The organism is Collinsella aerofaciens, from assembly GCF_040915425.1.
Classification (GTDB): Bacteria; Actinomycetota; Coriobacteriia; order Coriobacteriales; family Coriobacteriaceae; genus Collinsella; species Collinsella aerofaciens_BW.
In genome coordinates, this window is sequence record NZ_JBCPDN010000063.1 from 1 (window position 1) to 13,171 (window position 13,171).

General features: G+C 61.7%; 14 protein-coding genes. 13 read left to right on the forward strand and 1 reads right to left on the reverse strand.

Annotated features, from left to right (window positions below):
- From AB5164_RS08380 to ffh, 12 genes are all read left to right on the forward strand, one after another.
- Window positions 1-729, forward strand: a 729-nt coding sequence (locus AB5164_RS08380) for a helicase-related protein (RefSeq protein ID WP_368147972.1), incomplete at its 5' end; no start/stop codon positions are given.
- Window positions 726-1,382 (forward strand): 16S rRNA (guanine(966)-N(2))-methyltransferase RsmD, encoded by a 657-nt coding sequence (gene rsmD, locus AB5164_RS08385; protein WP_368142154.1) that lies wholly within the window; start codon window positions 726-728, stop codon window positions 1,380-1,382. The genes AB5164_RS08380 and rsmD, both read left to right, overlap by 4 nt.
- The gene (gene coaD / locus AB5164_RS08390) at window positions 1,375-1,872 is read left to right on the forward strand and encodes a pantetheine-phosphate adenylyltransferase (RefSeq protein WP_055286393.1); all 498 of its coding nucleotides are present in this window, start codon (window positions 1,375-1,377) and stop codon (window positions 1,870-1,872) included. Before rsmD ends, coaD begins: the two co-directional genes overlap by 8 nt.
- Before the next feature lie 68 nt (window positions 1,873-1,940).
- Window positions 1,941-2,438 carry an ATP synthase subunit B family protein gene (locus tag AB5164_RS08395; RefSeq protein ID WP_148332895.1) on the forward strand — a complete coding sequence of 166 codons (498 nt, stop codon included), beginning with the start codon at window positions 1,941-1,943 and terminating at the stop codon, window positions 2,436-2,438.
- Window positions 2,438-2,992: a YceD family protein gene (locus tag AB5164_RS08400; RefSeq protein ID WP_055309521.1), complete on the forward strand. Its 555-nt coding sequence runs from the start codon at window positions 2,438-2,440 to the stop codon at window positions 2,990-2,992. The genes AB5164_RS08395 and AB5164_RS08400 overlap by 1 nt, the downstream gene beginning before the upstream one ends.
- A 64-nt stretch (window positions 2,993-3,056) precedes the next feature.
- A complete protein-coding gene (rpmF, locus tag AB5164_RS08405; RefSeq protein WP_022094017.1) occupies window positions 3,057-3,236 on the forward strand; it encodes a 50S ribosomal protein L32 in 180 nt (59 codons plus the stop codon).
- A gap of 87 nt (window positions 3,237-3,323) precedes the next feature.
- Window positions 3,324-4,343 (forward strand): phosphate acyltransferase PlsX, encoded by a 1,020-nt coding sequence (plsX, locus tag AB5164_RS08410; RefSeq protein ID WP_195234545.1) that lies wholly within the window; start codon window positions 3,324-3,326, stop codon window positions 4,341-4,343.
- Window positions 4,344-4,457: 114 nt separating this feature from the next.
- A complete protein-coding gene (locus AB5164_RS08415; protein WP_055309519.1) occupies window positions 4,458-4,700 on the forward strand; it encodes an acyl carrier protein in 243 nt (80 codons plus the stop codon).
- Between the two features lie 3 nt (window positions 4,701-4,703).
- Window positions 4,704-5,429, forward strand: coding sequence for a ribonuclease III (gene rnc, locus AB5164_RS08420; protein ID WP_117716046.1), 726 nt, complete (start codon window positions 4,704-4,706; stop codon window positions 5,427-5,429).
- Window positions 5,430-5,439: 10 nt separating this feature from the next.
- Window positions 5,440-8,976, forward strand: a complete 3,537-nt coding sequence (smc, locus tag AB5164_RS08425) for a chromosome segregation protein SMC (RefSeq protein ID WP_368142155.1) — start codon at window positions 5,440-5,442, stop codon at window positions 8,974-8,976.
- Window positions 8,976-9,893, forward strand: coding sequence for a signal recognition particle-docking protein FtsY (gene ftsY / locus AB5164_RS08430; RefSeq protein ID WP_117794254.1), 918 nt, complete (start codon window positions 8,976-8,978; stop codon window positions 9,891-9,893). The genes smc and ftsY overlap by 1 nt, the downstream gene beginning before the upstream one ends.
- Before the next feature lie 10 nt (window positions 9,894-9,903).
- Window positions 9,904-11,379, forward strand: coding sequence for a signal recognition particle protein (gene ffh / locus AB5164_RS08435; RefSeq protein ID WP_022093830.1), 1,476 nt, complete (start codon window positions 9,904-9,906; stop codon window positions 11,377-11,379).
- Between the two features lie 116 nt (window positions 11,380-11,495).
- Here ffh and AB5164_RS08440 read toward each other — a convergent pair whose 3' ends face one another.
- The gene (locus AB5164_RS08440) at window positions 11,496-12,260 is read right to left on the reverse strand and encodes a NifB/NifX family molybdenum-iron cluster-binding protein (RefSeq protein ID WP_368142156.1); all 765 of its coding nucleotides are present in this window, start codon (window positions 12,258-12,260) and stop codon (window positions 11,496-11,498) included.
- Between the two features lie 166 nt (window positions 12,261-12,426).
- Here AB5164_RS08440 and AB5164_RS08445 point away from each other — a divergent pair.
- On the forward strand, window positions 12,427-13,171 hold a 745-nt coding region (locus AB5164_RS08445; RefSeq protein WP_368147973.1), incomplete at its 3' end, for a thymidylate synthase.

Here is a 13,171-nt window from a genome sequence, read left to right on the forward strand (position 1 = left end):
CAGCAGGCCTACGTGATTTGCCCGCTCGTGGAGCCGAGTGACTCGGCCGATGAGTTGGAGGACGTGCCCGGTATCGCCCGCGACGAGGAGGGCCGCGTGACGGTCCCCGTGCCGCTGCATGATACGGCGACCGAGCTCGACCGCCTGCGTCTGGCGCTGCCGGGTCTCACTATCGAGCGCCTCCACGGCCGCATGCCAGCGGGGGAGAAGGACCAGGTTATCGATGCCTTCAAGCGTGGCGAGATTGACGTGCTCGTCTCGACTACGGTGGTCGAGGTGGGCGTTGACGTGCCCAACGCCACCGTCATGGTCATCGAGAACGGCGAGCGCTTTGGTTTGGCTGCCCTGCACCAGCTGCGCGGCCGCGTGGGCCGTGGCGGCGTGTCGGGCACGTGCCTGGTCATGACGCACTCCAAGGGCAACGGCGGCGCATCGGCGGCGCAAGATCGTCTGCAATCGCTCAAAAAAACCTCGGATGGCTTTACGCTCGCCCAGATGGACCTGCGCCTGCGCCATGAGGGCGAAATCCTGGGTTATCGCCAGCATGGTGGTGTGACCCTGCGCTTTGTCGACCTGGATGCCGACGAGGAACTGATCGAGTGGGCCCATTTGGACGCGGTCGAGCTCTTGCGGTATGCTTGCACTCTTGACTCCGTGGCGACGCGCCCCCTGCGCGATGCGGTCGCCATGCGATATCGACACATTTTTAAGGAGGTCAGCGGAGGATGAGAATCATCGGCGGCGAATGGCGCGGTCGTAAGATCGAGGAGCCCCGTGGTCGCGATGTCACCCGCCCCACGACTGATCGCGTACGCGAGGCGTGCGCATCTATGGTCATGTCGGCATTCGACTTCGATCTGGACGAGGTCCGTGTGCTGGACGCCTTTGGCGGCTCCGGTGCCTTAGGGTTAGAGATGCTCTCTCGTAGGGCTCGCTCGCTCACGACGTTCGAGATCGATCGCAACGCCGCGCGGCTCATTACCAAGAATATCGAGTCGCTCTGCCGTGACCGTTCACGTTGGCGCGTGGTCACGGGCGACATGCTGGCGAGTGCCTCGCGCGGTCGTGTACCGGGAGGTCCCTTTGATTTGGTCCTGCTCGACCCGCCCTATGCTTTTGGTGCCGAGCCGGTCGAGGAGCTGCTGCAGGACCTGGCCCAGCAGGGTTTGCTTGCACCTGGCGCTTTTGCCCTGTTTGAGCATGCCGCCGCCGATGCGGGCGCGCATCCGGCAGACTTTGAGACTGTACGTGAGAAGCGCTACGGCATTACCTCGGTCGACCTGCTCCGTTGGGTCGGCGATGACGATGGTGAGGGCGATAGCGCCGGCACCGATGCTGACAACAATGATGCCACGACGTTTCAGGAGGACGCCCATGAATGACACCATCAACCGCGTGATCGTCCCGGGCACTTTTGATCCCATCACGTTTGGCCATATCGATGTGATCCGCCGCGCCCGCCGCATCTTTCCCAGCGTGATCGTCGCTGTTGCCGAGTCGCAGGGTAAAAACGGCGTGGGCACCACGTTTATGCTCGATGAGCGCGTGGCGCTGGCCCGCGAGGCGCTCGGTGATATCGACGGCGTCGAGGTCCTGCCCTTTACCGGCCTCTTGGTCGACTTCGCTCGCGAGCAGGGGGCGGGGGCCGTGGTCAAGGGCCTGCGCGCCATGACCGACTTTGAATATGAGCTGCAGCAGGCCGACCTTAACTATCGCCTGGATAGCGAGCTGGAGTCCATCTTTGTCATGAGTGCGCCGCAGTACGGCTATATCTCGAGCTCGGTGGTACGCCAGATTGCGTCGCTTGGGAGCGATGTATCGACGTTTGTCCCGTCCAACGTGGTCGAAGCGCTCAAACATCGCTTTTCGTGACGTTTCTTATTGCCTGGTGGCATGTGGTAAACTAGCACGATGATATGTTACCTATGAAAGGAGACCGGATGCCGGGCGAGAATTTTCCTGGCGATAGGATCGTCAGCTTGGTCGATGAGCTCGAAGGGCTGATCGAGGAAGCCAAGCCGCCTTTCGGCAAGAACGCTCAGTTCAAGGTCATCGACGCCGACGTGTTCTTCAACATCCTCGACGAGATCCGCATGAGCTATCCCGAGGAGTGGCAGAAGTCCCGCCGTATCCTTAAGGAGCGCGAGGAGCTTATGGCTTCCGCCGCCGCTCAGGCCGATTCCATCATCGCTGACGCTCAGCAGCAGGCCCTCACCATTGCCGGTGAGCAGGAGATCGTCCGCCTTGCGCAGCAGCAGGCCGACGACATCCGCGATCGTGCCCAGCAGTACGAGCGCGAGACGCGTTATGCTGCCGAGGACTACGCAGAGCAGGTCTTTACGCACCTGGAGGAGAACCTCAAGAGCCTGACCGGCACCGTTGCCCGTTGCCGTCAGCAGCTCAACGAGGGTGCCGCCCAACAGAATGGTCAGTGGTAATGGCTGAGTTCCCGAGCGTTACCGTCGATCTTTCCGAGCAGCTCGAGTTTCCTGGAGATTCGTATCCGCTGACCGGTAAGGTCGATGTCGCCACCTACACGGTGGGCGAGAAGGAGTACCAGCTTCAGGACGGCATCGACTACGACGTTGTCTTTACCAATGCCGGTACCGGTGTCTTGCTCACGGGCATGGTCCGCGCGCACGCCACCGGCGAGTGCGACCGTTGCCTGGAGCCCGCCTCGTTTGATATCGCCGGAGAGATCGAGGAGTTCTACCTCTTTGAGGAGCCCGAGGATCCCGAGGCCTACGAGGACGGCTACGAGCTCCTGGGTGAGGACCGCATCGTCGATCTGGGTGAGCCCATCAATGACGCGGTCGTTATGGACACGCCGTTTGTGGTGCTCTGCAAGCCCGATTGCCGTGGTCTGTGCCCCACCTGCGGTTGCAATCTCAACGTCGAGCAATGCGATTGCGCCGCCCAGGCAGAGGCAGAATGGGCCGCTGCCACGGAAAATCCATTTGCAGCATTGAAGAATCTCAAGCTCGATGAGTAAAACTGTGGTAGTATCGCTACTTGCGCGTAATCGCCACACTGGATAGTTCATAAGGAAGGTCACTATGCCCGTACCTAAACAAAAGCAGGGTCGTATCCGCACTCACACCCGTCGTTCCGCCAACATGAAGATCTCGGCTGCGGCTCAGTCCACGTGCCCCCGTTGCGGCGCTGTCAAGCTTCCGCACCACGTGTGCCCCAGCTGCGGTTTCTACAAGGACCGCGAGGTTATCGTTACCGAGTAACGGTATACTCTAGATGCGATGCCGTTCCAAATGGAACCACAATGGCCGGCTCAATGAGTCGGCCATTTTTGTATAAGGAGCATGTATATGAGTAACGTTCGCGTTTGTGTAGACGTTGTGGGCGGAGACGAGAAACCTCAGGTTGTTCTCGATGGTATCGAGGCTGCGCTTGCCGCCGATCCCGATATCGAGGTCTTGGCAGCTGGTCCCGCCGAAATCGTCAATCCCTTTGCAGCCTCCCACGCACGTGTTGAGGCCCTTGAGGCGCCCGACGTTATCGCCATGGATGACGATCCCATTCGCGCCGTGATGACCAAGCGTAAGTCGTCGATCGTGCTTTCTTGCCGCGCCATTAAGAAGGGCAACGCGGATGCGTTCTTCTCTGCCGGCTCCACCGGCGCCATGACGGCCGCTGCCACAGCCTACGTGACGCCGTTTAGGTATCAGGCCGAAGGCAAGAAGCAGCCGGTGCGCCCCTGTCTGACCAATGCGCTGCCCAATCGCGCCGGCGGTCTGACGGTGCTGTGCGACATGGGTGCCAACCCCGATGTCGAGGTTGACGATATGGTGCGTTTTGCTCAGATGGGTAGCGCCTATGCCCGCGTCGTCCTGGGCATCGAGCATCCCCGCGTGGGCCTGCTTGCCAACGGCACCGAGGACGAGAAGGGCTCCAACTTTACCAAGGCCTGCTTCCCGGCCATGAAAGCCGCCGTTCCCGGCTTTGTTGGTAACTGCGAGGGAACGGACATCACCTCAGGTAACTTCGATGTCGTCGTTGCCGATGGTATGTCGGGCAATATTGCGCTCAAGGCCACCGAGGGCGCTGCCAAGTTTTTGCTGCAGGAGCTCAAGGGTGTCTTTATGTCTTCGCTCGGCACCAAGATTGCCGCGCTTCTCATCAAAAAGCAGATGCGCGAGATTAAGGCCAAGCTCTCTGGCGACGCCAAGGGCGGCGCGATTCTTTTGGGCCTGCGCGGCGTGGTCCTGATCGGCCATGGCGCCACCTCGGTCGAGGCTGTTAAAAACGGTACGCTCGCGGCGGCCGAAGCCGTGCGCGCCGGGCTGGTCGAGAATGTCGCCAACTCTATGGACGGTATCGTTTTATAACAGCGGCGTTATGCGCCTCGGGGCGCACGTCGTGGGGTAGAATCAGAACCGTGTCTTGGTACCGCCCGGGCGGTACCATTCTTTTGGTATTCATGCACTATGAGAGGAAGCGCTATGGACCGCTCCGAAATCTTCGACAAGATCGCCGAGGTCGCTGCTGACGTTCTGGGCGTCGATGTTGCCGAAATTAGCGATGAGACCACCTTTGACGACCTCGATGCCAACTCGCTCGAGCGCCTGCAGCTGGTTACGGCTATCGAGGACGAGTTCAACCTCGAGATCGATGACGAGACTCTGCTCTCGCTCAACTCTGTCGCCGACGCCGTCGACGCGATCGAAAACGCCAGGGAGGCCTAGGTCTTGGCTTTATCCGAACGACTTACGCGCGCCCAGGAAATTCTGGGCCACGAGTTCAATAATAAGGTGCTGCTGCGTGCGGCCCTTACGCATCCCTCGGCAGTCGAGGGCCAGCCGGTTTCTGCCAGCTATGAGCGCCTTGAGTTCTTGGGCGATTCCATTTTGGGCGCTGTGGTCGCACGCTCCCTGTTTGAGTCCTATCCGGAGTTTGACGAGGGCAAGCTCACACGCCTGAAGGTGTCGCTTGTCTCGGGCGCTACGCTGTCCGAGGTTTCTCACGAGCTGGGCATCGACGACATCATCATCTTTGGTGCCTCCGAGACCGGTACCGGTGCGCGCGGCCTGCATTCGGCCCTCGAGAACGTCTACGAGTCGCTCGTGGGCGCACTGTACCTGGATGCCGGCTGGGATGCCGCAGCGGAGTTTATCCATCGTACGCTTAAGCCGCATTTGGCTTCCGAGCGTGCCGAGCATCCTGCAAACCCCAAGTCGTTTTTGCAGGAGTGCGTGCAAGCCGACGGTCACGAACCCCCGGCGTATAAGCTCGTTGGCTCCGAGGGCCCGGCGCATGCGCCCACCTTTACCGCCGTGGTGTTGATCGATGGTATTCGCCAGGGTCGCGGCTCTGGCTCCTCAAAGAAGGAAGCCGAGGGAGCCGCCGCGCTCGAAGCGCTCGACCGCATGGGTTACACCACCAACGGCGTGATTCTGAACAAGAAGCACGTGTAAGCGAGGAACCGTGTATCTCAAGTCCCTCACGCTCAAAGGGTTCAAGTCGTTTGCCGACCGCGCCCATATGACGTTTGAGCCGGGCCTGACCGTCATCGTCGGTCCCAACGGCTCGGGAAAATCGAACATCTCCGACTCAATTCTGTGGGTCCTGGGCGAGCAGAGCGCCAAGCAGCTGCGCGGCCAGGCCATGGAGGACGTCATCTTCTCGGGCTCGTCAGCGCGCAAGCCGGTGGGTGTCGCCGAGGTCACGCTGGTGCTCGATAACTCGGACCATATGCTGCCCGTCGATTTTGACGAAGTCGCCATCACCCGTCGCATGTATCGTTCGGGCGAAAGCGAGTACCTCATCAACTCGAGTCCGTGCCGCCTGATGGACATTCAGGACATCCTGCACGATTCGGGCCTGGGCAAGGATACGCATTCCATCATCAGCCAGGGCAAGCTCGACGCCATTTTGCAGAGCCGCCCCGAGGAGCGCCGCGCCCTCATCGAGGAGGCCGCCGGCATCTCCAAGCACAAGCGCCGCAAGGAGCGTGCGCTCAAAAAGATTAAGTCGATGGACGAGCATCTGACGCGTGCCCGCGACATCAATAAGGAAATCGCCCGTCAGCTGCGACCACTGGAGCGTCAGGTCGATCGCGCACGTAAGTACAAAGAGCTGTCCTCGCGCGCGAACGAGCTTACGCAGATGCTTGCCGTCGATGAGCTGCGTTCGCTGCAGTCGCAGTGGAACGACCTGGAGAGCCGCTCCAAAGAGGGCGCGGCCGTGCTTGAGCTTGCGCAGTACCGCTTGGGCGAAAAGGAGCGCGAGCTCGAGAAGCTTCAGGTCATGCTCGAGGAAAAGGGCCTGTTTGTGGGCGACCTGGGCGAGCAGCGCCGTCATATGCAAGATGTGGTCGGCCGCATTAACTCCGACATGCGCCTGCTCGAGGAAAAGGGCCACAACATGGTGTCGCGCCTGTCTGACATGCGCGGGCAGATTTCGAGCTCCGAGCATCAGCGTCGTCGCGTGGTCGAGGAGCTCGAGGACGCGCGTGCGCAGCTTGAGGAAGTGACCGGTGCGCACATGCAGGCCCAGGAGGACGTTGACGCCGCTGGTCCTGCTGCCGCTGAGCTTCACGAGCGGCGCGTTGCGCTCGACAATCAGATTTCGCAGCTCACGCGTGAGCAGCGCGATGTGCAGCGTGTGGCCGATAACGCCGCGCTCGAGCTCGCCAAGGTGAAGGACTCGCTGAGCAATGCCGAGGTCGAGGACAACATGTATGCCTCGCGCCTGGAGCAGATTGACGAGCAGCTCGAGGAGGTCATGGCCTCGCTCGAGAGCCGTCGTGACCGCGCCGAGGAGCTTGAAGGCGCTCTTGAGGAAGCGCGCCAGGCCCAGGCCGATGCGCGTGAGGCCACCGAGGTCGCCCGTGCAGCCCTGAAGGACTTGCGTAATCGTGAGAGTGAGGCGCGCAACAAGCTGTCCGAGGTGCGCTCGGAGCTTGCCAGCCAAAAGAAACTCGATGCCCGCATGGCCGACAGCTCGCCGCTCGTGAGCCGTCTGGTGGGTGCGCTGGGCGACGATGTCTTGGGTCGTCTGGGCGACGTGCTGGAGGCCCCGCGCGAGCTTGAGGGCCTGGTTGAGCAATTGCTCGCCGGCGATATCGATGCGCTGCTGTTTGATGACGCCGCCACGCTTGAGCGTGCCGGTCGTGCGGCTCTGGACCAAAAGAAGGCCTCGGGCGAGGCACTGCTGGTGGCGCGCGGCGTGAGCGGCTCTACCGCCGCTGAGGGCGCTGCCGGTACCCGCCTGGTTGATCGTCTGTCCGTGCGCGCAGGCTACGGACCCGTCGTCGAGGCGCTGCTCGGCGGTTATTACGTGGTCGATGACTTGGCTGCCGCGCTGGCAGCACCCGTCGTTGACGGTGTGACCTATGTGACTCCCGATGGCGCCCGCGTAAGCTGTGGCGGCCTGGTGCGCGTGGGCCTCGATGCCGGCGAGGCGTCGGGTACCTTGGAGCGCAAGCGCCGTATCCGCGAGCTGGAGGGGCTTGAGCCCGATTTGGCCGCTGTGTTTGAACATGTGTCAGGCCAGGTCGTTGAGGCCAATGCGGCCGTTGAGGAAGCGCGTGCCGCCGAGGACGATGCCGCCGGTGAGATTGCCCGCCTTGAGGGCGAGCGCCGCTCGCTGCTTTCCGAGATCGGCCGCTTGGAGCAAAGCGCCAACAATGCCGAGGTCGAGCGCGTGCGCATCTCCAAGCGCCGCGAGCAGGCCTCCGAAGCCGTTCGCGCTGCGCGCCCGCGCGTTGACGAGCTCACCCGTTCGCGTGACGAGGCCCGCGCGCAGGCAAGCGATCTGGGCTTGCAGATTTCCGAGGCCAACGACGAACTCGACCGCGTTCGCCGTGACGATTCCGAGGCTGCCGGCAAGCTCGCCGACGCCAAGGTTCGCCTAGCCCAGACGAGCGAACGCCTGCGTTCGCTGAAGGGCCGCGTGCCCGACCTGGAGCATCGTCTTGAGGGCATCGACCGTCGTATCCGCGGAACACGCCAGGCCTCGCGCTCGCTCGAGCTGCTGCGCCTGCGCGTCGATCCCATGCACGAACGCTATTCTGCCCTGTTGGAACGCGCGTCGGATTGGGCAGCGCGCCTGCGTGACCAGGCCTCTCTGGAGGAGGCGGACTCCGCTTCGCTCAAGAAGACCATCGAGGATGCCAAGGCAGAGGTTGCCCGCGCTAAGGAGCGAGTCGATACCGCCTCTGCCACGCAAAACGAGTTCAAGGTCGCGCGTGGCAAGCTCGAGGTGCAGGTCGAGGCTGCCATCAAGGCCATTACCGCCGATGGCACGACGGTGCTCGAGGAAGCGCTCATGCTTCCGGCGCCCACGGACCGCGATGCCGCCGAGCGCGAACTCAACCAGCTTGTGTGCCAGATCAACAACCTTGGTCCCGTTAACCAAGTTGCCATGGAGGAGTACGAGCAGCTCAAGCGCCGCGCCGATTACATCGAGGAGCAGCTGGCCGATCTGGAGAGCGCGCGCAAGGCGCTCACCAAGATCACGGTGGCCATTGATCGCAAGATGCGCAAGGCGTTCCTGGTGACGTTTGAGAAGGTCGACGCGAACTTTCGCGAGATCTTCGCTATGCTCTTCCCGGGCGGCCAGGCTCATCTGGAGATGACCGATCCCGAGCATCCTGCCGAGACGGGTATCGAGGTCGTGGCGCAGCCGCGCGGCAAGCGCATCACCAAGATGATGCTCATGTCGGGCGGCGAGAAGAGCCTGACGGCGCTCGCCCTGCTCTTTGCTGTGTACCGCACGCGCACGGTGCCGTTCTATGTGCTGGACGAGGTCGAGGCGGCACTCGATGACGCCAACCTGTCCAAGCTCATCGGCGCGCTCGATGTGTTGCGTTCCGATACGCAGCTCTTGGTCATTTCGCATCAGCGCCGTACTATGGAGGACGCTGACGTCCTCTATGGCGTCTCGATGCAAGCCGACGGCGTCAGTCGCGTCGTCTCGCAAAAACTCGATCGCGAAACCGGAAAGGTCGTGAATGCATAATGGGATTCTTTGACGCTCTCTCGCGCGGACTTGAGCGCAGTCGCGAGGCCCTCAACGAGGTCTTTTACTTTGGCGGCGAGGTCGACGAGGATTTTTGGGAGGACCTGGAGGACACCCTCGTTATGGGTGACATGGGTGCCGAGGTCGCCATTCAGGTCTCCGATGACCTACGCGATGCCGCGGCCAAGAAGAACCTCAAGACCGCTCCGCAGCTTCGTCGTGCCCTAGCCGAGCAGCTCGAGCAGCACTTTGTGCCCATCGAGCGCGATCCGTTTTCCGATACGCCGAGCTGCGTGCTGTTTGTGGGCATTAACGGTGCCGGCAAGACCACGACGGTCGGTAAGATCGCGAGCGCCATGGCCGCCCGCGGCAAGAACGTCGTGATCGGTTCGGCCGATACCTTCCGTGCTGCCGCTATCGAGCAGCTCGATGTGTGGGGCCAGCGCGCTGGCGTCCCCGTCATCAAGCGCGACCGCGGCTCCGACCCGGCAAGTGTTTGCTACGACGTGCTCGACGAGGCCGACAAGCGCGGCAGCGACCTGGTGCTTATCGATACCGCCGGCCGTCTGCACACGAGCCCTGAGCTCATGCGCGAGCTTGCCAAGGTGGTCAATGTGACCCGTAAGCGCGCCGCCAATATGGCCGCCGGTCCCATGCCGGTTTCGGTCGTGCTTGTGATCGACGCCGCGACGGGCCAAAACGGTCTGAACCAGGCGCTCGAGTTTAACGAGGCGCTTGGCCTGGACGGTATTATCATGACAAAGCTCGATGGCACGGCTAAGGGCGGTATCGCCATGGCCGTGGCCGAGAAGCTCAAGCTCCCGATCCTGCGCATCGGCGTGGGCGAGCAGGTCGATGACCTGCAGGAGTTCAATGCCAAAGATTTCTGCCGCGCCCTGGTGGGCGAGTCCAATTAAGGAGTGACTAGTGTTTGATTCCCTGAGCGATCGCCTCAACGATACATTTGACCGCCTGCGCGGCAAGGGCAAGCTGACCGAGGCCGATATTACTTCGGCCATGCGCGATATTCGCATGGCGCTGCTCGAGGCCGACGTTAACTTTAAGGTTGTCAAGGAGTTTGTCGCCAAGACTAAGGAGCGCTGCATGACCGCAGAGGTCATGGAGTCGCTCTCTCCGGCGCAAAACGTCGTCAAGATTGTGCTCGACGAGCTTACCGAGATGCTCGGCTCCACCGAGAGCAAGCTCGTCTTTAGCAACCGTATTCCCAATGTCATCATGCTTGTGGGTCTGCAGGGCTCCGGTAAGACCACGGCTGCCGTAAAGCTGGCCTACCTGCTCAAGAAGCAGGGTCGCTCGCCGTTGCTCGCCGCGTGCGACGTCTACCGTCCCGCTGCTGCCGACCAGCTGGCCACGCTCGGCGGCGAGATCGGCGTGCCGGTCTTCCGCGGTGACGGCGAGCACCCGGTCGATATCGCCAAGGGCGCCATCCAGGAGGCCGTCGACCACCTGCGCGACGTGGTCATCGTTGATACCGCCGGTCGTCTGCAGATCGACGAGCAGATGATGCAGGAGGCCGTGGACATCAAGAAGGCCGTTAAGCCCGATCAGGTGCTGATGGTCGTCGATGCCATGACCGGCCAGGATATCGTCAACGTCGTCTCGACCTTTGCCGAGCGCACCGACTTTGACGGCGTGATCATCTCCAAGCTCGACGGCGACGCTCGTGGCGGCGGCGCGCTTTCCGTGCGCCAGGTGACCGGCAAGCCCATCAAGTTCGTGAGCATGGGCGAGAAGCCCGATTCGCTTGAGCCGTTCTACCCCGACCGCATGGCCAAGCGCATTTTAGGCATGGGCGATGTCGTCGGCATTATCGAGAAGGCCCAGGAGGCGGCCGACGCCGAGCAGCTCGAGGCTGCCGAGCGTATGCTGCGCGAGGGTTTTACCATGAACGACATGCTCGACCAGATGAAGGCCGTCAAGAAGATGGGCGGCATGAAGGGCATTCTGGGCATGCTTCCCGGTGGTCAGCGCGCGCTCAACCAGATGGGCGGCAACCTGGACGAAGGCATCTTCGACAAGAACGAGGCCATCATCATGTCGATGACCAAGGAGGAGCGCCTGCGTCCTTCCATCATTAACGGCCAGCGTCGTGCCCGCATTGCCAAGGGTGCCGGCGTGACCCCCACCGAGGTCAATAGCCTTATGAAGCAGTGGGGCGAGATGAATAAGATGATGGGCCGCATGCGCACGATGGCCAATCAGGCGCAGGCTGGCGGCAAGAAGGGCAAGAAGGGTAAGAAGGGCAAAAAGATGCGCATGCCCAATATTCCCGGTCTGGATGCCATGGGCCTGGGCGGCATGGGCGGCCTGGGAACGGGCGGCCCCAAGTCCGATATGGACCTGCTGCGCCAGATGGAAGCGCAGATGCGCAACAAGAAGTAACGACTAGTTGAGTCGTGTATGGCGAAGGCCGCCTGGATGGTATTCCAGACGGCCTTCGCCGTTTGTTCGCCGGTTGTCGCACGCGTGGAAGCGCGTTCTCGACGAGGTGCTTGCCGCTAGTGGCAGCCGCAGCCTTCGTGCCCGTCATGGTCGTGGTGACCGTGGCAGCCGCAGGACTCGCCATGCTCGTGGATGTGCTCGTGATCATGTCCATGGCAGTCGCAGGTGGCCTCGCCGTTCTGTGCGAGCGTGCCGGCAATGAGGGCCTCGACGCAGGCATCGCAGCTGCCCTGGGCGCCCGCATAGACCGTGATGCCGGCTTGGGCAAGCGCGTTGATAGCGCCGCCGCCGATGCCGCCGCAAATGAGCGTGTCAACGCCACCGTTGGCAAGCAGGCCCGCCAAGGCGCCGTGGCCGGTGCCACCGGTGCCTACGACCTGCTCGTTGAGCACCTTGCCATCCTGGATGTCGTAGATCTTGAACTGCTCGCTGCGGCCAAAGTGCATAAAGATGTTGCCGTTGTCGTACGTTGTTGCCACCCTCATGGTGCCGACCTCCTTTGCTGGCCATGCGGCCGTCGTCGTGGTGATGGGGGAGTACGCGATGTTGCCGTCTTCGATGACGATCGCCCGTCCATTGACCAGCGCGTTTGCCACCTTGCGATGCGCGCGACTGCTGATTGCCGCCACCGTGGCGCGGGCGATACCCATGTGCAGGGCGACGGCCTCCTGATTGAGGCCCTCCAGATCGCACAGGCGCAGTACTTCGAGCTCATCGACCGTCATATCGATAGCGTCTCCGCTGGCAAGGCCATCGGGGGTAAAGCCGCGATATTCGGGGATGATCCCAACGCGGCGCAGTTTTTCGCGTCTTCCAGCCATACACTCTCCAAATCTGACATATGTCAACAATAGAATAGCGAACGTGCGGATTTGCGCAAGGAATTTCTGGCATATGTCAGAAAATGAGGGCTTATGTTTGGGCTGTGGGGCCGCGTGCGCCTGGGCTACAATGAATCTCGCTTGTAGGCGACTGACAGGAGGGTCAATGAGCAAAGCTGATCAACAGTTTGTAACCATGTGCCGCGATATCTTGGACCATGGCACCACCACCGAGGGCCAAAAGGTCCGCCCGGTGTGGGAGGACGGCACCCCTGCCTATACCATTAAAAACTTTGGCGTCACGGCGCGCTACGACCTGCGCGAGGAGTTCCCCGCGCTTACCCTGCGCCGCACGGCGCTCAAGTCCGCCATGGACGAGATCCTGTGGATCTATCAAAAGAAGTCCAATAACGTGCATGATCTCAACAGTCATATCTGGGATGAGTGGGCCGACGAGACCGGCTCCATCGGCAAGGCCTACGGGTACCAGATTGGCCAGAAGAGCCATTATGCCGAGGGCGATTTCGACCAGATGGACCGAGTGCTGTACGATCTTAAGCACACACCGTACAGTCGCCGCATCATGACCAACACGTATGTGTTTAGCGACCTGTCCGAGATGCACCTGTATCCGTGCGCGTACAGCGTGACCTATAACGTCACGCAGCGCCCGCAGGACGACAAGCCGACGCTCAACATGATTCTCAACCAGCGCAGCCAGGACATTTTGGCCGCGAACAACTGGAATGTGTGCCAGTACGCCATCTTGCTGATGATGGTTGCGCAGTCGATCGATATGATTCCCGGCGAGCTGCTGCATGTGATCGCCGACGCCCATATCTACGACCGTCATGTCGATATTGTCCGCGAACTTATCGAGCGTCCGCAGTTTGCGGCGCCTAAGGTAACGC